Here is a 26,175-nt window from a genome sequence, read left to right on the forward strand (position 1 = left end):
GACGATCGTGGCGGTCAACAAGGACTCCGAGGCTCCGATCTTCGATCTGGTCGATTACGGCGTGGTCGGTGACCTCTTCGAGGTCGTCCCGCAGCTGACCGAAGAGGTCAAGACCCGCAAGGGCTGATCCTCCGCGATCCCCGCAGGACATTCCGTGAGGCCCTGTACGCGATGCGCGTACAGGGCCTCACGTCTGCCGAAGGGGGTGTTGACCAGCCGTCGAGCGCCCGGATAACTTCGCGCTACGGATCATTCTTTCCGTAACGTGGAAACAAGCTGGATGCGGTGGGAAGGGCGGAGGAGCGGACATGAAGCCTCAGGAGACCGTGCCGACCAGCCTGCCCGGTGCTGTACGGGCGTCCATCGCCGACTCCCTCGCCGACGTCGACGCCGAGCTCGCCCGCCGCTATCCCGGCGACCCGGGCACCCGCCAGCCCGTCCACACGGTCTACGTGCCCGCCGACCTCCTTACCGTCGCCACCGTGCGCGATTGGGGCGACCAGGCGCTGGCGGCCCTGGACCAGCATGCCCCCGACGCCGACTCCTTCGCCGCCGTCCTCGGCCTCCCCGACGACCTCGCCGAACCCGTCCATACCCGGGTGCGGGCCAAGCTGGAGCGCGAGCCCGTGGAGGACCTGCGCATCGACTTCGAGGACGGCTACGGCCCGCGCCTCGACGCCGAGGAGGACGCCGCGGCCGCCCGCGCCGCCTCGCTCCTCGCGGCCGCCTGCGCGGAGGGCAGCGCGCCGCCCTATGCGGGCATCCGCATGAAGTGCATGGAGGCCGCCGTACGCGACCGGGGCATCCGCACCCTCGACATCTTCCTTACCGGGCTCATGGCGGCCGGTGGACTGCCGGACGGCCTGGTGCTCACCCTGCCCAAGGTGACGTACGCGGAGCAGGTCACCGCGATGGTCCGGCTGTGCGAGGAGTTCGAGAAGGCGCGCGGGCTCGCCCCGGGCCGCATCGGCTTCGAGATCCAGATCGAGACCACCCAGGCCATCCTCGGCTCCGACGGCCGGGCCACCGTCGCCCGAATGATCGACGCGGCCGAGGGGCGGGCCACCGGGCTGCACTACGGCACCTTCGACTACAGCGCCTCCTGCGGGGTCGGCGCCGCCCACCAGTCCATGGACCACCCCGTCGCCGACCACGCCAAGGCCGTGATGCAGGTCGCCGCCGCCGGCACCGGCGTACGGCTCTCCGACGGCTCGACCAACGTCCTGCCCGTCGGCCCCACCGAGCGGGTCCACGACGCCTGGCGGCTCCACCACCGCCTGGTCCGGCGGTCATTGGCACGCGCGTACTACCAGGGCTGGGACATGCACCCCGGCCACCTCCCCACCCGCTACGCCGCCGTCTACGCGTTCTACCGCGAGGGCCTGGAGGCCGCGGCGGAGCGGCTCGCCGCGTATGTGGACCGTACGGCCGGAGGCACCGGCATCGCCGACGAACCGGCCACCGCCAAGGCGCTCAGCGGCCATCTGGTGCGCGGGCTGGACTGCGGGGCCCTCGACGGCGCCGAGGTCGAGCGGCTGACCGGCCTGGGCCGCGCCGAACTCGACGCGCTGGCGGGGCGGGCCCCGGCCGCATCCTGACCTCTGCAGTCGGCCGGTCCGCCGGGAGCCGCAGATCGGCGGGAGCCTGCTGATCTGCCGGAGCCTGCGGGTCTGCCGGAGCCTGCGGGTCTGCCGGAGCCTGCGGGTCTGTTGGAGCCTGCTGGTCCGTTGGAGATCGCGGATCGGTAGGTGCCCGCTGATCGGTGGAAGCCTGCCAGTCCGCTGGAGCCCGCAGACCGGTGGGCACTTGTCGACTCGCAGGAGCCCACAGACCCGACTGAGCCCGTCCGTCCGCTGGAGACCGTCGCGCCGGAGCCCACAGTTCCACGGCCGCCGGGCCCGCTGATCCGCTTGGCCATATCCGCTCACCCGCACGTGTCACCCGGGATGCGGCCCCGCCGGGGAAGGCGGGAGATGGGTTCATGGCCAGAAGCGCCGTGTCGGCCCTGCTGATCCTGCTCGGTTGCCTGCTCGTACCGGTGTCCGTGCTGACGGTGTGGGTCCACGACATCGTCCTGGACACCGACCGCTACGTGGCGACGGTCGCCCCGCTGGCGAAGGACCCGGCGATCCAGGACACCGCCGTGGACCAGGTCAGCCAGGCCGTCGACATCCGCCACAACAGCCGCGAGGTCACCGCCGACATCGCCTCCTGGCTGCGCGCCCACGGCCTCCCGGAACAGGCCGCCGACACCATCGAGGGGCTGGCCCCGCAGCTGGACTCGGCCCTGGACCAGGCGGTGCGGAAGGTGGCGGCCCACATCGTGCGCAGTGAGCAGTTCCCCGCCGTGTGGACCGGCGCCAACCGGGCCGCCCACACCGCCGTCGTGGGCGCCCTCACCGGCAAGGGCGGGGGGCCGGTCGGCGTCGAGGGCCACACCGTCACCCTCAATGTCGGCGCCGCCGTGGAGCGGGTCAGACAGCAACTGGTGGACGCCGGGCTCCCCGTGGTGACCGGCATCCCCGACATCCACCAGCGGCTCGTCCTCTTCCACTCCGACCGGCTCGACACCATCAGACGGTCGGCGCGTTTCCTCGACCTGGCGGGCAACTGGCTGCCCGCGCTGACGGTGACCCTCGGCGGCACCGGAGTGCTGCTCGCCCACCGGCGCCGCCGGGCGCTCGCCCGCGCGGCCCTGGGCACCGCGCTCGCCTCCCTCGCCCTGGCGCTGGCCCTCGCGGTGGGCCGTAGCTACTACCTCGACCATGTGCCGGTGAGCGTGCTGTCCAGGGAGGCCGCCTCCGTCCTCTTCGACACGGTGGTGCGCTTTCTGCGGGTCACCGTGCTCACCGTGCTGGTGCTCGGCGTCGTCGTCGCGCTCGGCGCCTATCTGACCGGCCCGGGGCGGCTGCCGAGCACGGTACGCGGCACGGCCGAGGTCCTCGCCGACAGCGCGGCCCGTTGGGGCGCGTCCCACGGGATGCGCACCGGCCGGGCCGGCATCTGGACCGCGGACCACCGGCGGGGGCTGACCACGGCGGCCCTGCTGGTGCCGGTCGCGGTGTTCGCCCTGTGGAACCACCCCACCGTGCTGACGGTGCTCTTCCTGGTGCTGATCCTGCTGGCCGCCCTCGCGGTGATCGCCCTCCTGGCCGCCACGGGCCGCACGGGGGCGCACGGCAGGGGCCGTTAGGGGCCACAGGCTGTCAGGGGGCAGAGGGCCAGAGGGCCAGGCCGTCAGGGGGTCAGGATGAGCACGATGAAGATCAGGCATGCGGCGACATTGACCACCCAGCTATGGGTGGCGAGCCACTCCCGGAGCCGGGGCATCGCGCGCCGCGCCCGGTCGCCGAGGAGGAGGTAGACCAGCAGCGGCAGCGCCGCGATCAGTACGGTGGCGGCGATGAACGGCAGCGCCGCCGCCAGCCCCGCCCGGTGCTGCTCCAGATTCGCCCCTACGGTCAGCATGACCACGATGTCGGACGGCATGAACAGGATGATCAGAAATCCGGTCGTGAGCGCCTTACGGGCATCGGCTTCCATCAGCGCGCCCAGCCACTTCGGCGGCTCGACCGTCCGCCGCTTCACCACGTTCTTGACAGCGACCAGTGCCAACAGCCCCACCAGCACGAGTTGTACGACCGACGCGGCCGATCCCCGATGGGCCGGGCTGCCCGGCGAGACCGCCTGCCCCAGCAGCCCGCACAGCCCCCGGGCGAGAGCGACCCCCGCCGCGGTCGCGACCGCCACCCCGAGCAGAAACGCCAGGGACACCCGCACCGGCCGCGCGGTGGTCACCAGGATGACCGCGGCCACGATCTGAGGGCCGGCCATCATGGTGACGGCCAGGGGGAGAATCTGGAGATCCACGGCCGCCTGCCCTTCCCGCCCGCGTCGCCCGATCACCCTCCCGACTCCCCTTTCTACGCACGGCCCGCCGCCACGGCATCCGGCGCTGCGCCGATCGGGGCGCCGTAAGCTGAAGACGTGGGGCCCGGCGGGGCGCTCATGGCCGCGCCGGGCGTGGCCGACGGGAGGCTGACGATGGACTACCCACTGCTGAATGTTTTCCTGACCACGATGTGGGTCTTTCTCTGGATCCTCTGGCTGGCGCTTCTGTTCCGTGTCTTCACCGACCTCTTCCGTGACGACTCGCTGAGCGGCTGGGCCAAGGCGGGCTGGACCGTCTTCGCCCTCCTGCTGCCGTTCCTCGGGGTCTTCGTGTACCTGGTGGCACGGGGGCGGGGGATGGGCACGCGCGAGATGAAGCGTGCCGAGCAGGCGGAGAAGGACTTCCGGGAGTTCATGCGTACGACCGCCACCACCGGCCGGGCGGAGGAGCTCGAGCACCTCGTGGAGCTCAAGAACCACGGCGACCTCACGCCCGAGGAGTACGAGCGGGCCAAGGCCAAGGTCCTGGCCGCTTGAACGAACCATCGGCACCGCGGTGATCAGTACCGCACCGCGGTGCCCACCTGTGCCGTGATGCGGCCGGTGAGCTTGCGGTGGCTGCGGGCGGTGGCCCTGGTCGGCTGGTGCGGGGGCACCTTGGACAGATGCAGGACGACGGCGTCGACCAAGTCCCCGCTCTCGTTGCGGAAGTTGACCTCAATGGCGTAGCTGGCCGTGTGCTTGCCCCCGTTGGTCACGGTCAGCGGCGCCACGGACCGTCCCGCGCCGTTGCGGGTCACCCGGCCGGCCTTCACCTCGCGCTTGGCCTGGGAGCCGCCCTTGATCTTGTCCAGCTGGGCCTGGGCCGACGACCTCGCGGAGGCGATCGCGGCCGAGGCCCGGGACACTTCGGACGACGGGGTGCCCCCGTCGTCCGAACAGCCGGCGGCGGCCGGCGCCAGCACGGCCATGAGGCTCACCGCGCAGATCGTCCGCGTTCGGCGCCCGCTCATCGCGTCTCCCTCGTTCCGCCGGCCGGGGTCCCGGGCCCTCCGCATCCACCCTCGGGGCGGTGGGGGGCCGGGGCAACCGGAGCGGGGCCGTTCAGGCGTTCGGGGGAAACGGGCCGTTCGGGGATGGGCTCAGCCGCGCGGGAAAGCGCGGCCGTTCGCGAAAGCAGGCCGTACGGGGACGGCCGGTCAGGGTGTGGATGTCGCGGGCGGGGGCAGTTCGCCCGAGCCGCGCGGGATCAGCCGGGTCGGCAGGACGACCCGCTGGGGGTCCCCGGCCGCGCCGTCGAGGCGGCGGAAGAGCAGATCGGCGGCGGTACGGCCGAGCTGGGCCGAGTCCTGGGCTATGACGGTGATCCCGGGAGAGAGCAGATCGGCGAGCTCGAAGTCGTCGAAGCCGACGAGGGCCACCGGCGCGGCGGGCGTGGGGCGCTCGGCCAGGACCCGTACGACCGTGACCGTGACCCGGTTGTTGCCCGCGAAGAGCGCGGTGACCGGTTCAGTGGCGTTCAGCATCGCGGTGGCCGCGGCCCGGACCCGCTCCGGATCGGTGGGGCCGGGCGAGACCCAGGCGTCATGGACCGGCAGTCCGGCGTCGCTCATCGCCGCGTGGTAGCCGCGCAGCCGCTCGGCGGCGGTGTGGATGCCCGGCAGGTCGCCGAGGAAGCCGATCCGGCGGTGGCCGTGGGCGATCAGATGGGCGACGGCGTCGCGGGAACCGCCGAAGCTGTCGGAGAGGACGGCGTCGGCGTCGACACGGCCCGCGGGCCGGTCGACGAAGACGGTGGCGACCCCGGCCGCCATCTCGGGGGCCAGATAGCGGTGGTCATGGCCGGCCGGGATGATGACGAGGCCGTCGACCCGGCGCGCGCACAGGGCGAGCACCAGTTCCTGCTCGCGCTCGGGGTCCTCCGCGCTGGAGCCGTTGATCAGCAGTGCGCCATGGGCCCGGGCGATCTCCTCGACGGCGCGGCTCAGCGGACCGTAGAAGGGGTCGGCCAGATCCTCCAGGACCAGTCCGATGCTCGCCGTACGGCCCTTGCGCAGGATGCGGGCGCTGTCGTTGCGGCGGAAGCCGAGTGCGGTGATGGCCTCCTGGACGCGGCGCTCGGTGTCGGGGGTGACGCCCGGTTCGCCGTTGACCACTCTGGAGACGGTTTTGAGGCCGACCCCGGCCCGTGCGGCGACGTCCTTCATAGTGGGCCGGGTGCCGTAACGGCGTGTGGCGGTGCTCGGGGCGGTGTCGGTCACAGTGCGCTCGTCCCGTCGCTGGTCGTCGTGGGGGAGGGAGTGACGAGCATAGCCCCTGGACAACGTTGTCAGCGGCGGGAAGACTGTTGTCGCACACCGAACACGTCCATGCCCACCAGCAGGCCCACCAGGAGAGTCGACACCTATGCCACGTGACCTCATCGCCGCACTGGACATCGGCGGGACCAAGATCGCGGGCGCTCTGGTGGACGGGAGCGGAAAACTGGTCGTACGGGCCCGCCGCGCCACCCGTGCCCAGGAAGCCGGCGCGACGGTCATGCGGCAGGTCACCGCCGTGCTCAAGGAGCTCGCGGCCACCGCGCACTGGTCGCGGGTCGCCGCCGTCGGCATCGGCAGCGCTGGCCCCGTGGACGCCTCCGTGGGCACCGTCAGCCCCGTCAACATCCCCGGCTGGCGTGACTTCCCGCTGGTCGCCGGGGTCCGGGAGACCACCGGCGCACTGCCGCTGTCGCTGGTCGGCGACGGGCCGGCGATGACGGCCGCCGAGCACTGGCAGGGCGCGGCGCGCGGCCGTAAGAGCGCGCTGTGCATGGTGGTCTCCACCGGCGTCGGCGGCGGGCTGGTCCTGGGCGGCCGGCTGCACCCGGGCCCGACCGGCAACGCCGGGCACATCGGCCACATCAGCGTGGAGCTGAACGGCGACCTGTGTCCCTGTGGCGGACGCGGCTGCGTGGAGCGGATCGCCAGCGGTCCCAACATCGCCCGCCGCGCCCTGGACGGGGGCTGGCGCCCGGGTCCGGACGGCGACACCAGCGCCCAGGCCGTCGCCGCCTCGGCGCGGGACGGCGACCCGGTCGCGCGGGCCTCCTTCGAACGGGCCGCCCAGGCCCTGGCCGCCGGAATCGCCGCGACCGCCGCGCTCGTCGAGATCGAGGTGGCGGTCATCGGCGGCGGGGTGGCGGGCGCCGGGGACGTGCTCTTCACGCCCCTGCGGCGCGCCCTGCGCGACTACGCGACCCTGTCGTTCGTCCAGGGGCTGGAGGTCGTCCCGGCGCAGATGGGCACCGACGCGGGGCTGGTGGGCGCGGCCGCCGCGGCGGCGCAGGAGGCGCGGCTGGAGGGATTCGGCCCGGTGGCGGGCGCGCATCCGACCGGCGATTGAGCCCCGCTGTCACCGTCTCCCCCTAAGCTGTTCGCCCTCAGCTCGAAGCCCTGAAGCCTGGCAGCGGCCAGGCGGGGCCGAGGAGAGCGCGAGGGGGAGCGGTGGCACCGGTGGACATGGGCGGCGATCTGTCCGGCAGGCTCCTGGGCGGGCGGTACCGGGTGACGGGCCGGCTCGGCCGGGGCGGCATGGGCGTGGTCTGCAGGGCCGTGGACGCGGTGCTCGGCCGGGAGGTCGCGGTGCGGGGCGCAAGGCGCAGGCCCCGCGGAGCGCTCATCGCGGCTGCCGCCGCCACCGTCGTGCTCATCGCCGGCGGGGTGACGTACGCGCTGGTCGCAGGCGATGACCACACCACAGCGTCGGGGCCGACGAAGGATCCGGTGTCGGAGCCGGGCAAGGACCTGCCGAGCGACCCGGCGGGGCCCGCGGAGACCGCCTCACCGGGCGGCGGAAGGGCGAGCGGCACGGCCGGGCAGGATGGCGTCGAGCCGGGTGACACGGCCTCACCGTCCGCGTCCCGCAGCCCGGGCGGCGGCAATGGCGACCGGGGCGGCACGGCGGCTTCATCGGCCCCGCCCTCGGGGGCCGCGCCCGTCTGCCACGGCAGTGGCGGCGGGCGGTACGACTGCGAGGTGTGGCGGGACGCGACCTCGTACAGCCATGGTGGTGAGCCGGTCGGCACTCTCGAGCACGGCGTGAACTACTTCTTCTGCCAGGAGAACCTGGGCCGCCGGGAGACCTACGGCAAGTGGTCGAACGTGTGGTGGGCCAGGACCGACGACGACAACGGCCATCGCGATGTCTATGTGAGCGTCGTCTACGTCAAGGGCGGGAACAACGACGAGCCCCTCCCCGGGCTGCCCGAGTGCTGAGCCCGGGCGGCCGCGGGAAGGGGCGGATCTCCGTGGGGTGATGAGGTTTCAGCGTGGGGTGGACAGACCTCAGCAGGTGAAGGACGCGTCGGCCCAGTCCCCGTGGTCGCTGGTGACCCCGTCCCCGCCGTCGGTGACGACGAGCCGGACCGTGTCCGCCTCGCCGATGGCGGCCGTAAGGGCGGTGGCCGGATCGGCGTTCGTCAGCGTCTTGGACGACGCCACCTTGGTGTCGTCCGCCCAGACCTCGAAGGCGACCGATCCCTCGGTGCCCTCCTCGTCGTCCACGCCGACCTGTGCGGTGAAGCGCGAGCACCGGCCCCCGGTGTAGTAGGTGACCTCGCTGGGCGCGTGCACGCCCAGGCCCTTGTCGTACGTGGTGCCGCCGAGGGTGAGCGGATGGCCGTCACCCGCCCCGCTCTCGCCGACGCTGGTGTTCTTCTCCACCGGGCCCCAGCCGTTGAGCGCGCTCAGCCAGGACAGATCGCTCGCGTACGAGCTGCCGGAGGGCGGTGCGACCACCACATGGACCGCCGAGACCAGCCGCGCGGCGGCCTTGGCGCCCTTCGGTGAGCGGTAGTCGGCGGCGACCGTCAGATCGTACGCACCGGGTGCGGCCCCGGCGGGCGCGGTGACCTGCCAGCGTGTGGCCAGCTTCGAGCCGGTGGGCAGCGAGGCGGCCCGGGTCGGCGAGGTGGCCTTGATCCGCCAGCCGTCGGGGCCGGTGAGGCGGACCGAGACCTGATGGGCGGGGGTGCGGCCGAGGTCGGTGAGGGCGGTGACGACCTGGGCGGTGTCTCCGGCCTCGGTCAGCGCGGTGCCGTCGATGCCGAGTTCGGCGAGGGGCGGGTAGGAGGCCCAGCGCGCGTCGGCCGAGGCCCGGTAGAGCACGGTGCCATGGGCCGGGACGGTGGCCGAAATGGCTCCGGCGGTGTTGTAGTCCTTGTGCGACCACAGGTCGCGCAGCCGGTACGCGGTCGCCTTCGGCAGCCCGACCCCGGTCGCCGTTGTGGCGATGTGCTGCGGCCGGTCGGTCTCGTTGAACAGCGCGACGGCGCGGCTGCCGTCCGTCATCTCCTTGGCGATGACCCAGCGCCCGCCCTCGGACGAGACCACGGTGCCCTGCTTGCCGAGCGGGTCCTGATCGACGCCGATGACCTCGCGATTGCCGAGGATCTCATAGGTCTCGTCGGTGGCCTTGCGCAGATCGGTGCCGATCAGCAGCGGTGCGGCCATGATCGACCACAGTGAGAAGTGGCTGCGGTACTCGGTGTCCGTCATCCCGCCGTTGCCGACCTCCAGCATGTCGGGGTCGTTCCAGTGGCCGGGGCCGGCGTACTGCGCGAGCGGCAGGTTCTGCTTGGCGATCGACAGCATGCTGCCCCAGCTGTCGCTGATGTCGCCCGTCGTCCGCCACAGTTGGCCGAATTCACCGGCCCACTCCCATGGCTTGTTCTCGCCCCATTCGCAGATGCTGTAGACGATGGGGTGGCCGGTGGACTCGGACGCGGCCTTCAGCGCGTCGCGCATGGCGCGGTAGCGCTGCTTGGCGTCGACACCCTGGTTATTGCAGTTGTCGTACTTGAGGTAGTCGATGCCCCAGTCGGCGAACTGCTGGGCGTCGGACTTCTCATGGCCGAGGGCCCCGGGGAAGCCGGCGGTGTTGCAGGTCTTGGTGCCCGCGCTGGTGTAGATGCCGATCTTCAGTCCCTTGGAGTGGACATAGTCGGCGACGGCCTTGATGCCGTTCGGAAAGCGGACCGGGTCGGGGACCAGCTTGCCGTCCGCGTCGCGCTGCGGCAGCGCCCAGCAGTCGTCGAGGTTGACGTACTGGTATCCGGCGTCCTTCAGCCCCTTCGCCACGAAGATATCGGCGATGCCCTTGACCATCGCCTCGTTGAACTCGGCGCGGCAATGGGTGGAGTTCCAGTTGTTGAAGCCCATCGGAGGGGTGAGGGCGAGCCCGTCACCGGGCGCGGCGCCCGGTGCGGAGGCCGGTGTGGTGACCTCGGCGGGGTGCGACGGCTGGGCGACGGCCGGGAGGGCCAGACCGGCCGTCGCCAGCAGGCCGGCGCTCAATGCTCCGATGACTCTTCGCTTCGAGGGGCGAAAAAAGCGATGGCGCACGATGCGGGTCCTCCGTTCTCAACGGGGGTGACGCAGTGTCATGGCTGCGTCACATGCGAGCGTTTACGGTAGACCCTGTTGGAGTCTGTTGGAAGAGATGCGATAACAGTTGTTCGATATCTCGTCAAAACCCTTGACGTTCTGCCTGGGTGCCGGGTGAGATCCCCTCACTCGCGTTCGATTGTGTTTGATTGGACCTCTGTGGAGGGGCACATGGCACCGTCATTGTCAGGACATCGGATCTCCCGCCGTGCGCTGCTACGAGGTACCGCGGCCGGAGCGGGCGCGGTCACCCTCCCGACGCTGCTGACCGCCTGCGGTGGTCCGGGCAACGAAGTGAAGATCGGCTCCAACGCCTCCGACGCGGTGCCCCGGAAGGCGTTCGCCGAGGTGTTCAACGCGTACGAGAAGAAGTCGGACAAGAAGGTCAAGGTCAACACCGTCAACCACGAAGCCTTTCAGGAAGGCATCAACCGCTATCTGAAGGGCACCCCCGACGACGTCTTCATGTGGTTCGCCGGGTACCGCATGCAGTTCTTCGCCGAACAGGGGCAGCTCGCCGAGATCAGCGATCTGTGGAAGGGCTTCGACGGCTTCTCCGACGCGCTCAAGGCGCAGTCCACCGGCAAGGACGGCAAGCAGTACCTCGTGCCGTACTACTACTACCCCTGGGCGGTCTTCTACCGGAAGAGCGTCTTCGCCCAGCGCGGCTATGAGGTGCCGAAGACCTTCGACGAGTTCCGGGCCCTCGCCAAGCGCATGGACAAGGACGGCCTCGACGCCATCGCCTTCGGCGACAAGGACGGCTGGCCCGCCATGGGGACCTTCGACTATCTCAATATGCGGGCCAACGGCTACGACTTCCATATCTCCCTGATGGGCGGCAAGGAGTCCTGGACCGATCCCCGGGTCAAGCACGTCTTTGACCTGTGGCGCGGTCTGATGCCGTACCACCAGAAGGGCGCCAACGGACGGACCTGGCAGGAGGCCGCCCAGAGCCTGGCGCAGAAGAAGTCCGGTATGGCGGTCTTCGGACTGCCCCACCCCGGACAGCAGTTCCCCGACGCCGACCGCGACGATCTGGACTTCTTCGCCTTCCCCGAGATCGACTCCGCCTATGGCCAGGACGCGGTCGAGGCGCCCATCGACGGCTTTCTGCTGGCGAAGAAGTCCAAGCGGCAGAAGGAGGGCAAGGAGCTGCTCAAGTACCTCGCCACACCTGCCGCCGAGGAGATCTACCTGAAGCGGGACCCGAACAACATCGCGGTCAACGACGGCGCGTCCACCTCCTCGTACAACGCGCTGCAGAAGAAGGCCGTCGACCTCATTTCGAACGCCAAGCAGATATCCCAGTTCATGGACCGCGACACCCGGCCGGACTTCGCGTCCCAGGTGATGATCCGGGCCATTCAGCAGTTCATCAACAAGCCGGACGACATTGACTCCCTGACCAAGGACATCGAGTCCCAGAAGAAGACCATCTTCGCCGGCAACTAGGAGATTCGCGCCGTGCCGCTCATCAACGCGCGGCGTGCCAAACGGCGGGGTCCCCGGAGGTTCACCTCCCGCGACCTCGCCGTTATCGGCGTGCTGCTGGGCATACCCATCCTGCTCGACCTGGCCCTGGTCTGGGGCCCGACCCTCGCCTCCATCGGTCTGTCCTTCACCAACTGGGACGGGATCGGCGATATCCAATGGGTCGGCATCGACAACTACAAGACCCTCTTCACCGACTATCCGCCGTTCTGGCCCGCCGTCCGCAACAATCTGCTCTGGGTGGCCTTCCTCGGCCTTGTCGCGACCCCCTTCGGGCTGCTGCTGGCCGTACTGCTGGACAAGGGCGTCCGGTTCAGCCGGTTCTACCAGTCCACCCTCTATATGCCGGTGGTGCTCTCCCTCGCCATCGTCGGCTTCATCGCGCAGTTGATCTTCTCCCGTGACCAGGGCGCGCTGAACGCGATTCTGGGCAACAAGGACAACCCGGTGGACTGGCTGGGAGACCCGGAGCTCAATATCTGGATGGTGCTGCTGGCAGCCGCCTGGCGGCACACCGGGTATGTGATGATCCTCTATCTGGCCGGGCTGAAATCCGTCGATCCCTCGCTCAAGGAAGCGGCCGCGATCGACGGCGCCAGCGAGACCCAGACCTTCTTCCGGGTCGTGCTGCCCACTCTGCGGCCGGTCAATGTCATCGTCGGTGTCATCACCGTGATCGAGGCATTGCGCGCGTTCGACATCGTCTACGCCATCAACCATGGCCGTAACGGGCTCGAACTGCTCTCGGTGCTGGTCACCGACAACATCATCGGCGAGGCCAGCCGGATCGGCTTCGGCTCCGCGATCGCCGTCGTCCTGCTGGCCGTGTCCATGGGATTCATCGTGACCTATCTGGTGCAGGAACTGCGAGGGGGGAAGAAGGGATGACCATCACCCGGACCGCCCCCGTACGGACCGTGGCGCCGGTGACCGGCAAGCGCCGGGTGAGCCGTGGACGGCTCGGGCTGCACGCGTTCTTGATGACCGTGTCGCTCGCCTTTCTCGCCCCGCTGCTGCTCGCCATCTACGCCTCGCTGCGGCCCTACGAGGAGACCGCCAAATACGGCTATTTCTCGCTGCCGCGCCATCTGTCGTTCGACTACTACGCGCAGGCGTTCAACGACTCCGGAATGGGCAAGTACTTCATCAACTCGCTCATCATCGCGGTGCCCGGAGTGCTGTTGACGCTGTTTCTCGCCTCGTTCGTCGCTTTCTGCGTGACCCGGCTGAGAATGCGCGGCGGGCTCGTGCTGCTGATGGTGTTCACGGCGGGCAATCTGCTGCCGCAGCAGGTCATCGTCACCCCGCTCTATGTGCTCTTCACCAAGATCAATCTGCCCTACTGGATGTCGGACTCGATGACGATGTACGACTCCTACTGGGCCGTGCTCGCCGTCCAGGTCGCCTTCCAGGTGGGTTTCTGCGTCTTCGTCCTCGCCAACTTCATGCGCACCCTTCCCGAGGAGATCACGGAAGCGGCGCGGGTGGATGGCGCGGGGGTGTGGACGCAGTACTGGAACATCACGCTTCCGCTGTGCCGGCCGGCGCTCGCCGCGCTCGCCACATTGCAATTCACCTGGATGTACAACGATTTCCTGTGGGCGCTCGTCTTCATCTCCGACGGTGACAAGCTGCCCATCACCTCCGCGCTCAACAATCTGCGCGGCCAGTTCTTCACCGACTACAACCTGCTCGCGGCGGGCTCGGTGATCGTGGCGCTGCCCACGGTGCTGGTCTTCCTGCTGTTGCAGCGCCACTTCATCGCCGGACTCACCCTCGGCGCCAGCAAGGGCTGATACGGCAGGGGTCACCGTGGTCCATGTGGCCGCGGTGACCCCTGTGGCACAAGGGCCCCACGACCCCCGACCACGCCTCACCGCACCGCCCGCGTCATGCGCCCATACGGTCCGGAGCGGCGCGATCCGTCACTCGGTCGTCTTCGGGCGTTTCCGTGGCAGGGTGATGCGGGCAACTGTCAGGAGGCGATGGAATAGGGGGAAATGTGATCGTCTGGCTGAACGGTGCGTTCGGTGCGGGTAAAACCGCCACGGCCCGTGAATTGGTGGACTTCATGCCCGGCAGCACGTTCTACGACCCGGAGCTGGTCGGCAACGGTCTGCGGATGATGCTTCCGCGTAAACGTCTTGAACAGGTGTCCGACTACCAGGATCTGCCCTCCTGGCGCCGGCTGGTCGTGGACACCGGAGCGGCGCTGATCGCGGAGGTCGGCGGTCCGCTCGTGGTGGCGATGACGGTCCTCAGACAGGAGTACCGGGATGAGATCTTCGGTGGTTTCGCGGCCCGTCGCATCCCCGTGCGGCATGTTCTGCTCCACACCGATGAAACGATCCTTCGCGAGCGGATAGCCGGGCGCGAGGAGATACCCGGGGACCCGGACGCGAACGAGTCCGTACGTCAGTGGTGCCTGGCCCATCTCGCCCCCTACCGGGCGGCCCTGCCCTGGCTGACCGCCGATGCCCATGTCGTGGACACCACCGGCATCACCCCGCGCCAGACCGCCCAGCACATCGCCGACGCCGTCCGCGACGGCGCCGGGAGCTGCGACATCGTGCAGACTCCGGAGCCGACGGCGGAGACGCTGGCCGCCGGGGTGCTGCTCTTCGACGAGGAGGACCGCGTGCTGCTCGTCGACCCCACCTACAAACCCGGCTGGGAGTTCCCCGGCGGCGTTGTCGAACCGGGCGAACCCCCGATGTGCGCCGGGGTCCGCGAGGTCACCGAAGAGCTGGGCGTACGGCTCGACGAACCGCTGCGGCTGCTGGTCGCCGACTGGGAACGCCCCCAGCCGCCCGGCTACGGGGGCCTGCGGCTGCTCTTCGACGGCGGCAAGCTCTCCAGCGCGGCCGCCCGGGAGGTGCTGCTGCCCGGCTCCGAACTGCGCGGCTGGCGCTTCGTCACCGAGAGCGAGGCGGCCGCGCTGCTGCCGCCGGTGCGGCTGAGCCGACTGCGCTGGGCGCTGCGCGCCCGCGAACAAGGCCGCCCGCTCTATCTCGAAGCGGGCGTCCCCACGGGCTGACCCACCGGCCCGCTCGTACCTCGTCCGCCCGCCCGTGCCCCACCGGCCTGCCGCGCCCCATAGCGGGACCGGGCCGTCGCCCCACGGTCCGGAACCGGCCGCGGGGCGACGGCAGGAGGGGGGAAGCTCAGCCCTTGCCCGCCGCGTACATCCCCAGGAACAGCGCCTCGGTCAGCGAGAGCTTCTCCAACTCCTGCGGCGAGACGCTCTCGTTGACCGCGTGGATCTGCGCCTCCGGCTCGCTCAGCCCGATCAGCAGGATCTCCGCCTCCGGGTAGAGCGAGGCCAGCGTGTTGCACAGCGGGATCGAGCCGCCCTGCCCGGCGATCGCCATCTCCTGGCCGTCGTACGCCAGGCGCATCGCCTCCCGCATCGCCGCGTACGCCGGGCTCGTGGTGTCCGCGCGGAACGGCTGGCCCTGGCCGACCTGCTCCAGCGAGAGCCGCGCGCCCCACGGCACCGAGGACCGGAGGTGCTCGGCGAGCAGCCGGTTGGCCTCGGCCGCGTCCACGCCCGGTGGCACCCGCAGGCTGACCAGCGCCCGCGCGCTCGACTGGACGGACGGGGTGGCGCCGACCACCGGCGGGCAGTCGATGCCGATCACGGTGACCGCGGGGCGCGCCCAGATGCGGTCGGCGACCGTACCGGAGCCGACCAGCCCGACCCCGTCGAGCACCTTGGCGTCCTTGCGGAATTCCTCTTCCGGATACTGCAGCCCGTCCCACTCCGCGTCCGCCTCGAGGCCCTTGACGGTGGTCGAGCCGTCCTCGGCGCGCAGCGAGTCCAGGACGCGGATCAGCGCGGCGAGCGCGTCCGGGGCCGCCCCGCCGAACTGGCCGGAGTGCAGATTGCCCTCCAGGGTCTCCACCGAGACCCGCAGCAGCGTCATACCGCGCAGTGTGGCCGTGACCGTCGGCAGCCCGACCCGGAAGTTGCCCGCGTCGCCGATCACGATCGTGTCGGCGGTCAGCAGCTCCGGATGGGCCTCGGCATAGCGCTCCAGGCCGCCCGTGCCCTGCTCCTCCGAACCCTCCACGATCATCTTGACGTTGACCGGGACCCCGCCCTGCTCCTTGAGCGCCCGCAGGGCGGTGAGATGCATGATCACGCCACCCTTGCAGTCCGCGGCGCCCCGCCCGTACCAGCGGCCGTCGCGCTCGGTCAGCTCGAAGGGCGGGGTGTGCCAGGCGGCCTCGTCCAGCGGGGGCTGCACGTCGTAATGCGCGTAGAGCAGCACGGTCGGGGCGCCGGCCGGACCGGGCAGAAAGCCGTAGACGGACTGGGTGCCGTCGGGGGTGTCCAGCAGCGCCACGTCCTCGAACCCCTCGGCGCGCAGGGCGTCGGCGACCCACCGGGCGGCGGCCTCGCATTCCTCGCGCGGGAACTGCGCCGGGTCCGCGACCGACTTGAAGGCCACCAGCTCCGCCAGCTCGGCCCTCGCGCGCGGCTGCAGGGCGGCTACGGTGGCGGCGAGAGGTGCCTTCTCCATGGGGGTCACTCCTGGGGTGCGACGGGCAGGCGGCGGGATGCGCTGCGATGGGCACGTATGTACGGCTTGATGCCGCGTGGCCGATCATCCCACAGCGGGGTCATCCGTCGGGGAGCCGTAGGATGCCGGGAAGGCGCATCAGGTCGGTCGATTGGGAGCGGATCCACACGTGAGCAGCGACAACGCAGCCCCGGACAATGAGACGGTATGGGACGTCGTCGTGGTGGGCGCGGGCCCTGCGGGTGCCTCCGCGGCCCATGCCGCCGCCTGCGCCGGACGCCGGGTGCTGTTGTTGGAGAAGGCCGAACTGCCGCGCTACAAGACGTGCGGCGGCGGCATCATCGGTCCCTCGCGCGACGCACTCCCGCCGGGCTTCGAACTGCCGCTGCGGGAGCGGGTGCACGCGGTGACCTTCTCGCTCAACGGCAAGCTGGCCCGCACCCGCCGCTCCAAGCACGCGCTCTTCGGGCTGATCAACCGGCCGGAGTTCGATGCGGCCCTGGTCGAGGCCGCCAAGGACGCGGGCGCCGAGGTCCGTACGGGCGTCGCGGTCACCCGCGTCGAACAGCACGGCCCGGCCGTGCCCGACCGGCGCACGGTCGCCGTGGTGCTCGCCGACGGTGAGACGGTGCTGGCGCGGGCCGTGGTCGGCGCGGACGGCAGCGCGAGCCGCATAGGCGCGCATGTCGGCGTGAAGCTGGACCAGGTGGATCTCGGCCTGGAGGCGGAAATCCCCGTTCCGGAGACCGTCGCGGAGGACTGGGCGGGCCGGGTGCTCATCGACTGGGGCCCGATGCCGGGGAGTTACGGCTGGGTCTTCCCCAAGGGCGACACCCTTACCGTCGGCGTCATCTCGGCGCGCGGCGAGGGCGCCGGGACCAAGCGGTATCTGGAGGACTTCATCGCCCGGCTCGGCCTCGCCGGATTCGAGCCGAGCATCTCCTCCGGCCATCTGACCCGCTGTCGCGCCGACGACTCGCCGCTGTCGCGCGGCCGGGTCCTGGTGTGCGGGGACGCGGCCGGGCTGCTGGAGCCGTGGACGCGCGAGGGCATCTCCTACGCGCTGCGCTCGGGCCGGCTCGCGGGCGAGTGGGCGGTGCGCGTCGCCGAGGCGCATGACGCGGTGGACGCCCGCCGCCAGGCCCTGAACTACGCCTTCGCGATCAAGGCGGGGCTCGGCGTGGAGATGGGCGTCGGCCGCCGTCTGTACACGATCTTCGCCCGCCGCCCCGGGATGTTCCACGCGGCTCTCACCGGCTTCCGCCCGGCGTGGCGTACCTTTACGAAGATCACCCGCGGCACCACCACCCTGGGCGACCTCGTCCGCACCCACCCGGCCGCCCGCCGGGCCCTTGCGGCGATGGACCGGGGCTAGCCGCTTTCTCCCGGGCGTCGCGCGGCGGTGATGCGTCGCGCGGCGGTACCGCGTCTTCGTCGGTAGTGCGTCGCGCGGCGGTGATGCGTCGCGCGGTGGTCCCGAGCCTTCGCCGGTAGTGCGTCGTGCGGCGGTCCCGAGCCTTCGCCGGTGATGCGTCGCGCGGCCTCGCCAGTGACGCGGAAGACCGGGCGCCTCCCGGCGATCCGGGCCCGGCCGGCGCGACGTACTCCGCCGGGAGTACGCGCGGGCACCGCGCAAGGGGGACGCCGGGCCCGCCCGGCCGGTTTAGCGTTGCCGTATGCACGGATTCACGGGGGAGCCCGGCCCCTGGCACCGGCCGGGCGGACGCCGGCGCGAGATGCCCTTCGGCCCACCGCGCTCGGCCGTACCCTGGCCCTCCTCGCTCGCCATCGCCGTCGTCCAGCTGATGGGCACCGGGTTCGCCGCGCATGACCAGCCCGCCCGGGCGGGCCTCGGGCCCGGGGCCGGTGCGCTGCTGCTCGCCGGGCCCGCGCTGCTGCTCCTGCGCCATCGCCACCCCGGGACCGTCGTGGTCGGCACGTCGGCAGTGACCGTGGTCTACATCGCCGCCGGATATCCGTACGGGCCCGTCTTCCTCAGCGTCGTCGTCGCCTGTGTGGCGGCCGTCGCCGCCGGGCGGCGGATCGCCGCGTGGAGCGCGCTCGGGCTGCTGTGGGGCAGCCATCTGCTCATCGGCCACTGGCTCTACCGCTGGCTGCCGCCGCGCGGTGACGGGCCCGTCGGATGGGGGCAGGAGCTGGGGATCACCGCCTGGGCGCTGGCGATCGTCGCCGCGTCCGAGCTCGTCCGCGTACGGCGTGAGCGGTGGGTCCGCGAACGGGCCGAACGGGAGGCGGCGGCGCGGCGCCGGGCGGATGAGGAGCGGCTGCGGATCGCCCGCGAACTGCATGACGTCCTTGCCCACAGCATCTCGGTCATCAACGTCCAGGCGGGCGTCGGCCTCGCCCTCCTCGACCAGGACCCCGAGCAGGCCCGCACCGCGCTGACCACCATCAAGGCGGCCAGCAAGGAGGCGCTGGGCGAGGTCCGCCAGGTCCTCGACACGCTGCGGACCTCCGGCGCGTCCGGCGCCGCGCCGCGCTCGCCCGCGCCCGGTCTGGACCGCCTGGAGGAGCTGACCGGGCAGGCGGCGGACGCGGGCCTCGCGGTGCGGGTGGAGGTGGAGGGCGTACGGACGGCCCTGCCGCCCGGCGCCGACCTCGCGGCGTTCCGTATCGTGCAGGAGGCCCTGACCAACATCGTCCGTCACTCCAGCTCCCGGAACGCCCATGTCCTGTTGTGCTACGCCCCCGGTGAGTTGGAGCTGCTGGTGGACGACGACGGTCCGGCGGCCGGGGGCGAGGTGACGGGCGGCGGCAACGGCCTGGTCGGCATGCGCGAGCGGGCCGCCGCGCTCGGCGGCACGGTGGAGGCGGGCCCCCGCCCGGACGGCGGTTTCCGCGTCCGGGCCCGGATCCCGTTCAGGGGCGGGAGGGAGACACCATGAGTGAGGGGGACAGGGACGACGCCGTGATCCGTGTCGCGCTCGCCGATGACCAGATCCTCGTCCGCGCGGGCTTCCGCGCCCTGCTGGCCGCGCAGCCGGATATCGAGGTGGTCGGCGAGGCGGCCGACGGGGAGCAGGCGCTGGCGCTCGTGCGGGAGCAACACCCCGACGTCGTCCTCATGGACATCCGCATGCCGGTGCTCGACGGCCTCGCCGCCACCCGCCGGATCACCGGGGACCCGGCCCTCGGCGAGGTGAAGGTGGTCATGCTGACCACCTTCGAACTCGATGAGTACGTCTTCGAGGCGATCCGCTCCGGTGCCTCCGGCTTCCTGGTCAAGGACACCGAACCGGAGGAGCTGCTGCGGGCGGTGCGCGCGGTCGTCGGCGGCGACGCGCTGCTGTCGCCCGGGGTGACCCGCCGCCTCATCGCCGAGTTCGCGGCCCGTTCCAGGGAACCCGCGCCCGCGGCGGCGCTGGCGGAGCTGACCGAGCGGGAGCGGGAGGTGATGGCCCTGGTCGGCATGGGGCTGTCGAACCAGGAGATCGCCCGGCGGCTCGTGGTCAGCCCGCTCACCGCCAAGACCCATGTGAGCCGCACGATGGTCAAACTGGGGGTCCGGGACCGCGCCCAACTCGTCGTGCTCGCCTATGAGTCGGGCCTGGTCCGGCCCGGCTGGCTGGGCTGAGGAAGGCCCCGCGCTCAGGGGTCGGTGGCGAGGATGCCAGGTGCTCAGGGCGTTCTCAGATTCCTTCGCTCAGAACAGCCCCTCCGGGGCCTCCGCCTCCCGCGCCCGCGCCGCCACCGGCGCCGTCGTCGGGGCGTCCGCCGCGGCCACCGTCAGTGGCCAGCCCGCCAGTTGGCGGGTGTCCAGCAGCAGGATCCGGCCGTCCGTCGAGGTCAGGTGGACGTCCGGGCCCGCCACGGCGTCGATCCGACCGGCCACGGTGGTCCCGGGGACGAGCTGGATCAGCCCCAGCGCGGGGCGCACCCGGTCCAGATGGAACGCCGCGTCATGGTGCACCGGCTCGAACGGCGCCAGAGTCAGCGACTCCGGCAGACCGGCCAGGCCGCGCGCCCGCTGATGGAGCTCGGCGAGGTCGGCGGCCCGCCGCTCCGGGGGCGGCGCGGCCTCGCGGGCGGTGCGCTTGGCGGCGTAGGGGAAGCGGTCCGGGACGCCGAGCGCTGTGCCCAGCACGGCCTCGGCGCGGCGCGCGGCCATCAGCGGGCCACCGCCCAGCAGGCAGTAGGAGAGCGCGGCCTGCTCCAGCAGCCGTGCCCCCTCCCGCTCGGCCGCGGTGATCCCGACCTTGATCAGATCCGGACCGAACCAGGCGAGATAGACGTCGTAAGGGCGCGGGTCGTCCGTACGGGTGTCGGCGGCCACGGAGTACGAGCGGTCCAGCCGGGCGCAGTCCGGGCACTGCGCCGATACGGCGGAGGCCGGTACCTCGGCCCCGGCCGGGCACGGGGTGTGCCGGGCGCCCCTGCGGACGCCGACGCAGTCGCGCCGGGGCCCGGTGGTGAAGGAGAGCGGGCGGTCCGGCGTCAGCGGGGAGAGCCGTTCACCCTGGGCCGGATGGCGCCAGACGAGCGCGGGCCCGCGGTGGCCCCAGCGCGATCCCGCGCACTGCCACCGTGCCGGCCGCGGGCCCTGGGCCATCAGCGCCGCTGCCGGGAGAAGAGCCACAGCGCCCGCACCAGGCGGACGGCGAATCCGATGGTGGCCACCACGAAGGCGGCGCCCTTCCAGGCCGTCTCCTGGGCCCGGCCCAGGTCGCCGAAGAGCGCGGGGCTCGCGACCGCGACATAGAGCACCGCCGCCAGCAGACCGGCCGTGACCAGGGCGAACACTATCTCGACGGTGAGCGTGTCGCGCTCGTCCTGGGAATGGGGTCCGGTCATCTCGAATCAGCCCTCCGCCTGCTGTCCTGTGGCTGCCGCCGAGCCGGTCCTCCCCGGCTCGCGCTGCCCGTCACGCTGCTTGTGGCGCACATAGAGCTGCTTGCGTACGCGTGCCACGACCGTACCGTCCGCGGCGACCACGTCGTTCTCGAACCACGGCAGCGCCTTGCCGCCGTCCGCCGTGGCCTCGCGGATCTCCTCCAGCCGCTCCTCGGTGAGCTTGAAGTCGGCGAACACGTCGCCGCGGCCGGGCGAGACGAAGTCGATCTCGCCGGCCTTGTCCCAGACGATGTAGTCCCGGCCGAGCCGGTTCATCACCAGCAGCATCCAGAACGGGTCGCTCATCGCGAACAGCGAACCGCCGAAATGGGTCCCCACGTAGTTGGAGTTGAAGCGGTGCAGCCGCAGCCTGACCCGGACACTGCTCCAGTCCTCCGCGAGGTGGACCACCCGCACTCCGGCGAAGAGATAGGGCGGCCACCAGTTCATCGCGCGGCGCAGGCGGCGCGCGGACATCGATCGACGTGACATGTCAGGAAGCTAGCACGTGATATTACTCGCTGGTAACCCGCAGGGCTCGGCCTATCAGATGCCCGAGCGCTCCCGCCACAGCTCGGCCAGCTTCTCGTCCCCTTCCGTGTCCAGCGCGGTGATCGGCAGCCGGTTCCAGAGCGCGAGATAGAGGTCGCCGGCCGGGCCGCTCAGCTCGCAGTCGGCCGCCCCCTCGCCGTCGCGCACGGTCCGCGGAACGTCCTGTGACAGGTGTATCGTCCACGCCGCGTCATGGTCCGTGGCCCTCACCCGGAGCGTGCGCGGGGTGTCCGTGCGCACCCGGGACCGGTCCAGGCTGTGGAAACCGGCCAGCAGCTCATCGACCCCGTCGGCCGCGAACTCCGGGGCGAACGGGGAGAGGTCCCCGCCCCGCGCCGACTCCGCGTCGACCCGATGGATGGCCGTCTCATGAGCCTGGCGCCGGGCCCAGAAGCCCAGCGGGAACTCCGTGGGCAGGAAGGTGAAGCACTTCACCTCGGGATCGGCATCGGTGAGGGTGTCGACCATCCGTCCATGGACCTCGCGGTACCAGGACAGGATCTCGGCGTCGGCAGGCGCCGGCCCGAGCGTCGGCCGGACCGGGTCCGTCAGGCCCTCGCCGACGATCCGGGCAGCCCAGCCGTGCACCTGGCCGAGGTGGGACAACAGGTCACGGACGCGCCAGTCGGGGCAGGTGGGCACCGGGGCGTCCACTCCGGCCTCGGCCGCGGCGTCGGCCAGCAGCCGGCCCTCGCGGTCCACGATTCCGATCAACTCAGCAGTATCCATGGCGGAATCATGCCAGCCACCTCCGACATCCGCCGGGCTGGACGGCGAGGACGTCAACTTCCGGCCGGGCACACGGCGTTCCGTGTGCCGTACGCGACCACCGCCGCCACGGCCGCCAGCGCCGCGACCGTGGTGAGCGCGATCGGCAGCGAGTACCAGTCGGCGAGGAAGCCGATCGTGGGCGGGCCCAGCAGCATGCCGCCGTAGCCGAGCGTGGAGGCCGCGGCGACCCCGCCCGGCCCCGTCAGCGCGCCCGCCCGCGCGATGGCGACGGGGAAGAGGTTGGCCAGCCCCAGCCCGGTGACCGCGAAGCCCAGGAGCGCGAGCCAGACCGTGGGCGCGAGCGAGCCCAGCAGCATGCCGGCCGCGGCCGTGGCGCCGCCCGCGATCAACGTCCTGGTCTGGCCGAGCCGTTCGAGCAGCGCGGTGCCGGTCAGCCGGCCGACGGCCATCATCAGCGCGAAGACGGAGTAGCCCGCGGCGGCGAGTCCGGCGGAGGCGTCGAGGTCCTGGTGCAGATGGAGGGCTGCCCAGTCGGCCATCGCGCCCTCGCCGTACGCCGTGCAGAGCGCGATCAGGCCGAAGACGGCGACGAGCCACCGGGCGCGGCCCGGCCGCTCTGCGCCGGGGGACGGCTCGGGGCCGCTGGCGGCGTTCTCGGACTCGGCCACGGGCCCGGCGCCGTCCCGCGGCGCGGGCACCGGCAGCGAGATCAGCGTCCGGCCGGCGACCGCCGCGAGCAGCAGCCCGAAGACCGCGAGCAGGGACAGATGGCGGGTGGGGGAGAGGTGGTCGGCGATCAGCCCGCCCAGCCCGGCCCCGGCCATCCCGCCCAGGCTGAAGGCGGCGTGGAAACCAGGCATGACCGGGCGGCGCAGGGCGGCGATGAGGTCGACCGCCGCGCTGTTCATGGCCACGTTGAGCGCGCCGAACCCGGTGCCGAAGACCAGCAGCACCAGACCGAGGGCGAGCGCGGAGTGGGTCAGCGGCGGCAGCGCGACGGAGCCCGCGAACAGCACACCGGCGGCCACCGTCGTCGGGTGGTTGCCGAAGCGGCGGCACAGACGTCCGGTGGCCATCATCGTGGCCGTCCCGCCCGCGGACACGCCGAGCAGCGCCAGCCCCAGCGCGCCCTCCGAGGCGCTCGTCTGGTCCTTGATCGCGGGGATCCGGGCGACCCATCCGGCGAACACGAAGCCGTCGAGGAAGAAGAACGCGGTGATGGCGGCGCGGAGTCGGGCGAGGTCGCGATCCGTGGTGACGGAGCGGCGCGCGCCCAGGATGGCCGTCCGTGTTTTGTTTGGAGTCGGCACAAAGTGAGAATAGGGGCGTGACCCAGACACGGACAAGGCTCGAGCGCGGCCGAAGCGCTCTTGGCCCGGCACTGGCACTCGTCCACACCGGCCGCGCGCCCACCCGCGCGGTGCTCACGGCCGAGCTCGGGGTGACCCGCGCGACCGCGGGCGCCGTCGCCGCCGAGCTGGAGGCGCTCGGCCTGATCCAGGTCGACTCGCGGCCGCTCGGGGCCGCCGGGGCGCAGGGCCGTCCCTCGCACCGGCTGTCGATCGCCCCCCGAGGGCCGGTCGCGCTCGCCGCCCAGGTGCACGCCGACGGCTTCCGCGCGGCGCTCGTCGGGCTCGGCGGCCGGACCGTGGCCACCGCCCCGGGCAGCATGACCGTGCCCGCGGACCCGGCGCATGTCATCGACGCGGTCGTGGAGGCCGGTGCCCGGCTGCTACGGGAGACCGGCCGCCGCTGTGTCGGCGCGGGGCTAGCCGTCCCGTCCGCGGTCGCCGAACCGGAGGGCACCGCCCTGAACCCGCTGCACGTCGCCTGGCCCGCGGGCGCTCCGGTGCGCGAGCTGTTCAACCGCAGCCTGGCCGCGGCCGGTATCCGTGGCGACGACGGGGAGCCGGTCACCGGCTTCGCGGGCAATGACGTCAACCTGGCCGCGCTCGCCGAGCACCGCCATGGTGCGGGCGGCGGCGCCCAGCATCTGCTCTGTGTCGCCACGGGGCACCGGGGCGTCGGTGGTGCGCTGGTGCTCGACGGAAGGCTGCACACGGGCAGCGCGGGGCTCGCCCTCGAGGTGGGCCATCTGACCGTCAACCCCGAGGGCCCGCCCTGCCACTGCGGCAGCCGCGGCTGTCTGGACATCGAGGCCGATCCGCTCGCCTTCCTCACCGCGGCCGGGCGCGACCCGGGCCCGGAGGTGTCCCTGCTGCAGCAGGCCCGCGATCTGCTGCGCGAGGAGTACGCCACGGAGCCGTCCGTACGGGCCGCAACCTGCCAGCTCATCGACCGCCTCGGTCTCGGGCTCGCCGGTCTGGTCAACATCCTCAACCCGGACCGCATCATCCTCGGCGGGCTGCACCGCGAACTCCTGGAGGCCGACCCGGAGCGGCTGCGCGCGGTGGTGGCGGAGCGGAGCCTGTGGGGCCGGAGCGGAGGCGTGCCGATTCTGCCGTGCACGCTGGACCACAACAGCCTGGTGGGTGCGGCGGAGTTGGCGTGGCAGCCGGTGCTGGACGACCCCTTGGCGGCCCTGGGCGTGGGCTGACCGCCGCGCGGTCCTTACGGCGGTCACCACTGGCGGCCCCGGGGGAGCGCGTCCAGGTCCGGGGTCGACAGGTGGAGCACCTGGTAGCGGTCGCCGGGCTCCGAGGGCGGTGCGGAGTCCTCCCAGAGCGTGAAGTGGATCAGCTCCCAGCCGCGCGGGTCGATGCCCAGGGCCGTCGCGTGGACGCCGTCCGTACGGGCGCGCTCGGCCAGCCGCGCCAGCGCGTCCTCGACAACGGAGGCGGGATCGGCGGCGGCCGGGACCGGCGCGGCGTGGCGGGTGGCGGCGCGCGGCACGGCGCCCGCGGCCGGGCCCCGTTCGAAGGCGAGCCCCTGCCAGTGCTCGACCGCGGGCCTGCCGAAGTCCCGGACGATGCCCTGGAATCCGGGGCCCCACAGAAAGCGGTTCATGGCCTCGGGCGCGGTCCACAGATAGAACGGGGCGTACTGATGGACCGGCGAGCCGTCCACCCCCCGCTCCCGGATGCCGTACGCCTTGAGGCCCAGCCCTGAGAAGTCGTCGAGCAGCGGCCCCTTCGTCGCCACCCGGTCCCGGATGATCCTCATGTCGTAGTCGGCGGGCAGGGTGATCCGGTACTGCATGACGAGCATCGGTGAACTCCTGTCGGCGGGGCGTGTGTTCGTGTCCGTTCGCTGCTTCGATTCGATCGTACACACTAGTAGGTACAGAGTGGGTCGCCCCCGGCGCGCGTACTCCCCGTGAGGTACCGGGAGTGTCGTCGGCCGTACGACGACCGGGGCACTGTAAGGGAGTGATCCTCGAAGTGGCCATGAGAAAGGGCCATGAGAAGTGGCCATGAGACAACCACTCCCGAGGAGCGCGATCATCATGAACACCCTGGCGCACGGCTTCGCCGACGGCGACGGCCCCGGACCGTGGATTCTGCTCTTCCCGCTGATGTGGGCGCTGGTCGTCGGCGGTGCGGTCGTCCTGTTGAGGCGCGCCGGGCGGCGCGGACGGGCCCCTTGGCGGCAGGGACCCGTGGACTTCGGCGAGCGATCGCCGATCGCGGTGCTGGGCCGTCGCTTCGCGGCCGGTGAGATCGACGAGGACGAGTACTGGCGCCGACTGTCCGTCCTGGACGAGCAGTTCGGACGCCATGCGAAGGGCGGGGCCCTCTGACCGC

Annotated in this window: 25 protein-coding genes and 1 pseudogene; 15 read left to right on the forward strand and 11 right to left on the reverse strand. The window is 71.8% G+C overall.

Translation table 11 applies throughout. From position 1 onward, the window contains the following. The 3 genes and pseudogenes from J5X86_RS36840 to J5X86_RS36850 form a co-directional block, all read left to right on the forward strand. Positions 1-127, forward strand: a pseudogene (locus J5X86_RS36840) (electron transfer flavoprotein subunit alpha/FixB family protein); the annotation flags it as partial. A 181-nt stretch (positions 128-308) separates the two neighbouring features. Next, positions 309-1,598: an aldolase/citrate lyase family protein gene (locus J5X86_RS36845; protein WP_208521026.1), complete on the forward strand. Its 1,290-nt coding sequence runs from the start codon at positions 309-311 to the stop codon at positions 1,596-1,598. 383 nt (positions 1,599-1,981) lie between these two features. Then, positions 1,982-3,193, forward strand: coding sequence for a hypothetical protein (locus J5X86_RS36850; protein ID WP_208521027.1), 1,212 nt, complete (start codon positions 1,982-1,984; stop codon positions 3,191-3,193). Between the two features lie 44 nt (positions 3,194-3,237). Here J5X86_RS36850 and J5X86_RS36855 read toward each other — a convergent pair whose 3' ends face one another. After that, positions 3,238-3,870, reverse strand: coding sequence for a GAP family protein (locus J5X86_RS36855; RefSeq protein ID WP_208521028.1), 633 nt, complete (start codon positions 3,868-3,870; stop codon positions 3,238-3,240). Between the two features lie 174 nt (positions 3,871-4,044). On the opposite strand from J5X86_RS36855, the gene J5X86_RS36860 reads away from it, so the two are divergent. After that, positions 4,045-4,428 carry an SHOCT domain-containing protein gene (locus tag J5X86_RS36860; RefSeq protein ID WP_208521125.1) on the forward strand — a complete coding sequence of 128 codons (384 nt, stop codon included), beginning with the start codon at positions 4,045-4,047 and terminating at the stop codon, positions 4,426-4,428. 23 nt (positions 4,429-4,451) lie between these two features. Here J5X86_RS36860 and J5X86_RS36865 read toward each other — a convergent pair whose 3' ends face one another. Both J5X86_RS36865 and J5X86_RS36870 read right to left on the reverse strand, forming a co-directional pair. Then, complete coding sequence (locus tag J5X86_RS36865; protein ID WP_208521029.1) at positions 4,452-4,904, reverse strand: hypothetical protein; 453 nt, start codon at positions 4,902-4,904, stop codon at positions 4,452-4,454. A 186-nt stretch (positions 4,905-5,090) separates the two neighbouring features. Continuing rightward, complete coding sequence (locus J5X86_RS36870) at positions 5,091-6,152, reverse strand: LacI family DNA-binding transcriptional regulator (protein ID WP_208521030.1); 1,062 nt, start codon at positions 6,150-6,152, stop codon at positions 5,091-5,093. Between the two features lie 145 nt (positions 6,153-6,297). Here J5X86_RS36870 and J5X86_RS36875 point away from each other — a divergent pair, with 145 nt between their 5' ends. Both J5X86_RS36875 and J5X86_RS36880 read left to right on the forward strand, forming a co-directional pair. Further along, positions 6,298-7,275, forward strand: a complete 978-nt coding sequence (locus J5X86_RS36875; RefSeq protein WP_208521031.1) for an ROK family protein — start codon at positions 6,298-6,300, stop codon at positions 7,273-7,275. Between the two features lie 101 nt (positions 7,276-7,376). Next, positions 7,377-8,147, forward strand: a complete 771-nt coding sequence (locus J5X86_RS36880; RefSeq protein WP_208521032.1) for a hypothetical protein — start codon at positions 7,377-7,379, stop codon at positions 8,145-8,147. Between the two features lie 69 nt (positions 8,148-8,216). Here J5X86_RS36880 and J5X86_RS36885 read toward each other — a convergent pair whose 3' ends face one another. Then, positions 8,217-10,274, reverse strand: coding sequence for an NPCBM/NEW2 domain-containing protein (locus J5X86_RS36885; RefSeq protein ID WP_208521033.1), 2,058 nt, complete (start codon positions 10,272-10,274; stop codon positions 8,217-8,219). Between the two features lie 213 nt (positions 10,275-10,487). Between J5X86_RS36885 and J5X86_RS36890 the strand changes: the two genes are divergently transcribed. From J5X86_RS36890 to J5X86_RS36905, 4 genes are all read left to right on the forward strand, one after another. Beyond that, complete coding sequence (locus tag J5X86_RS36890) at positions 10,488-11,771, forward strand: ABC transporter substrate-binding protein (RefSeq protein WP_208521034.1); 1,284 nt, start codon at positions 10,488-10,490, stop codon at positions 11,769-11,771. Positions 11,772-11,783: 12 nt separating this feature from the next. Beyond that, positions 11,784-12,698, forward strand: a complete 915-nt coding sequence (locus J5X86_RS36895; protein WP_208521035.1) for a carbohydrate ABC transporter permease — start codon at positions 11,784-11,786, stop codon at positions 12,696-12,698. Beyond that, entirely contained in the window at positions 12,695-13,606 is a 912-nt protein-coding gene (locus tag J5X86_RS36900; RefSeq protein ID WP_208521036.1) for a carbohydrate ABC transporter permease, read from the forward strand. The genes J5X86_RS36895 and J5X86_RS36900 overlap by 4 nt, the downstream gene beginning before the upstream one ends. A 206-nt stretch (positions 13,607-13,812) precedes the next feature. Next, on the forward strand, positions 13,813-14,847 hold the full coding sequence (locus J5X86_RS36905) for an NUDIX hydrolase (RefSeq protein ID WP_208521037.1): 1,035 nt from the start codon (positions 13,813-13,815) through the stop codon (positions 14,845-14,847). Positions 14,848-14,974: 127 nt separating this feature from the next. On the opposite strand, the gene J5X86_RS36910 is transcribed toward J5X86_RS36905, so the two are convergent. Then, positions 14,975-16,336 carry a dipeptidase gene (locus J5X86_RS36910; RefSeq protein WP_208521038.1) on the reverse strand — a complete coding sequence of 454 codons (1,362 nt, stop codon included), beginning with the start codon at positions 16,334-16,336 and terminating at the stop codon, positions 14,975-14,977. A 169-nt stretch (positions 16,337-16,505) separates the two neighbouring features. Between J5X86_RS36910 and J5X86_RS36915 the strand changes: the two genes are divergently transcribed. The 3 genes from J5X86_RS36915 to J5X86_RS36925 all read left to right on the forward strand — a co-directional run bounded on the left by J5X86_RS36915 (position 16,506) and on the right by J5X86_RS36925 (position 19,931). Beyond that, a complete protein-coding gene (locus tag J5X86_RS36915) occupies positions 16,506-17,711 on the forward strand; it encodes a geranylgeranyl reductase family protein (RefSeq protein ID WP_078645684.1) in 1,206 nt (401 codons plus the stop codon). Between the two features lie 301 nt (positions 17,712-18,012). Beyond that, on the forward strand, positions 18,013-19,242 hold the full coding sequence (locus tag J5X86_RS36920; protein WP_208521039.1) for a sensor histidine kinase: 1,230 nt from the start codon (positions 18,013-18,015) through the stop codon (positions 19,240-19,242). A gap of 23 nt (positions 19,243-19,265) precedes the next feature. Beyond that, positions 19,266-19,931 (forward strand): response regulator transcription factor, encoded by a 666-nt coding sequence (locus tag J5X86_RS36925; RefSeq protein WP_043239878.1) that lies wholly within the window; start codon positions 19,266-19,268, stop codon positions 19,929-19,931. A 69-nt stretch (positions 19,932-20,000) separates the two neighbouring features. On the opposite strand, the gene J5X86_RS36930 is transcribed toward J5X86_RS36925, so the two are convergent. From J5X86_RS36930 to J5X86_RS36950, 5 genes are read right to left on the reverse strand one after another with little or no spacing between them, the layout of a single operon-like run. Continuing rightward, positions 20,001-20,906: a DUF2797 domain-containing protein gene (locus tag J5X86_RS36930; RefSeq protein WP_208521126.1), complete on the reverse strand. Its 906-nt coding sequence runs from the start codon at positions 20,904-20,906 to the stop codon at positions 20,001-20,003. Next, a complete protein-coding gene (locus J5X86_RS36935; protein ID WP_208521040.1) occupies positions 20,906-21,148 on the reverse strand; it encodes a DUF6332 family protein in 243 nt (80 codons plus the stop codon). Before J5X86_RS36935 ends, J5X86_RS36930 begins: the two co-directional genes overlap by 1 nt. Positions 21,149-21,154: 6 nt before the next feature. Then, on the reverse strand, positions 21,155-21,679 hold the full coding sequence (locus tag J5X86_RS36940) for a DUF4442 domain-containing protein (protein WP_243982424.1): 525 nt from the start codon (positions 21,677-21,679) through the stop codon (positions 21,155-21,157). A gap of 54 nt (positions 21,680-21,733) precedes the next feature. Next, positions 21,734-22,468: a maleylpyruvate isomerase family mycothiol-dependent enzyme gene (locus J5X86_RS36945; protein ID WP_208521041.1), complete on the reverse strand. Its 735-nt coding sequence runs from the start codon at positions 22,466-22,468 to the stop codon at positions 21,734-21,736. Positions 22,469-22,521: 53 nt separating this feature from the next. Then, on the reverse strand, positions 22,522-23,781 hold the full coding sequence (locus J5X86_RS36950) for an MFS transporter (RefSeq protein ID WP_208521042.1): 1,260 nt from the start codon (positions 23,779-23,781) through the stop codon (positions 22,522-22,524). A 17-nt stretch (positions 23,782-23,798) separates the two neighbouring features. On the opposite strand from J5X86_RS36950, the gene J5X86_RS36955 reads away from it, so the two are divergent. After that, a complete protein-coding gene (locus tag J5X86_RS36955; protein WP_208521043.1) occupies positions 23,799-25,028 on the forward strand; it encodes an ROK family protein in 1,230 nt (409 codons plus the stop codon). Between the two features lie 23 nt (positions 25,029-25,051). On the opposite strand, the gene J5X86_RS36960 is transcribed toward J5X86_RS36955, so the two are convergent. Further along, a complete protein-coding gene (locus J5X86_RS36960; protein WP_208521044.1) occupies positions 25,052-25,639 on the reverse strand; it encodes a DUF4865 family protein in 588 nt (195 codons plus the stop codon). Between the two features lie 238 nt (positions 25,640-25,877). On the opposite strand from J5X86_RS36960, the gene J5X86_RS36965 reads away from it, so the two are divergent. Beyond that, the gene (locus J5X86_RS36965) at positions 25,878-26,171 is read left to right on the forward strand and encodes an SHOCT domain-containing protein (RefSeq protein WP_208521045.1); all 294 of its coding nucleotides are present in this window, start codon (positions 25,878-25,880) and stop codon (positions 26,169-26,171) included. Positions 26,172-26,175: the final 4 nt, after the last annotated feature.

The organism is Streptomyces sp. NEAU-YJ-81 (assembly GCF_017592595.1).
GTDB lineage: Bacteria > Actinomycetota > Actinomycetes > Streptomycetales > Streptomycetaceae > Streptomyces > Streptomyces hygroscopicus_B.

Coding starts and splice junctions, on each gene's coding strand:
- J5X86_RS36845 (WP_208521026.1), top strand. CDS start 309: ATGAAGCCTCAGGAGACCGTGCCGACCAGCCTGCCCGGTGCTGTACGG.
- J5X86_RS36850 (WP_208521027.1), top strand. CDS start 1,982: ATGGCCAGAAGCGCCGTGTCGGCCCTGCTGATCCTGCTCGGTTGCCTG.
- J5X86_RS36860 (WP_208521125.1), top strand. CDS start 4,045: ATGGACTACCCACTGCTGAATGTTTTCCTGACCACGATGTGGGTCTTT.
- J5X86_RS36865 (WP_208521029.1), bottom strand. CDS start 4,904: ATGAGCGGGCGCCGAACGCGGACGATCTGCGCGGTGAGCCTCATGGCC.
- J5X86_RS36875 (WP_208521031.1), top strand. CDS start 6,298: ATGCCACGTGACCTCATCGCCGCACTGGACATCGGCGGGACCAAGATC.
- J5X86_RS36890 (WP_208521034.1), top strand. CDS start 10,488: ATGGCACCGTCATTGTCAGGACATCGGATCTCCCGCCGTGCGCTGCTA.
- J5X86_RS36900 (WP_208521036.1), top strand. CDS start 12,695: ATGACCATCACCCGGACCGCCCCCGTACGGACCGTGGCGCCGGTGACC.
- J5X86_RS36910 (WP_208521038.1), bottom strand. CDS start 16,336: ATGGAGAAGGCACCTCTCGCCGCCACCGTAGCCGCCCTGCAGCCGCGC.
- J5X86_RS36920 (WP_208521039.1), top strand. CDS start 18,013: ATGCACGGATTCACGGGGGAGCCCGGCCCCTGGCACCGGCCGGGCGGA.
- J5X86_RS36930 (WP_208521126.1), bottom strand. CDS start 20,906: ATGGCCCAGGGCCCGCGGCCGGCACGGTGGCAGTGCGCGGGATCGCGC.
- J5X86_RS36935 (WP_208521040.1), bottom strand. CDS start 21,148: ATGACCGGACCCCATTCCCAGGACGAGCGCGACACGCTCACCGTCGAG.
- J5X86_RS36940 (WP_243982424.1), bottom strand. CDS start 21,679: ATGTCACGTCGATCGATGTCCGCGCGCCGCCTGCGCCGCGCGATGAAC.
- J5X86_RS36945 (WP_208521041.1), bottom strand. CDS start 22,468: ATGGATACTGCTGAGTTGATCGGAATCGTGGACCGCGAGGGCCGGCTG.
- J5X86_RS36960 (WP_208521044.1), bottom strand. CDS start 25,639: ATGCTCGTCATGCAGTACCGGATCACCCTGCCCGCCGACTACGACATG.
- J5X86_RS36965 (WP_208521045.1), top strand. CDS start 25,878: ATGAACACCCTGGCGCACGGCTTCGCCGACGGCGACGGCCCCGGACCG.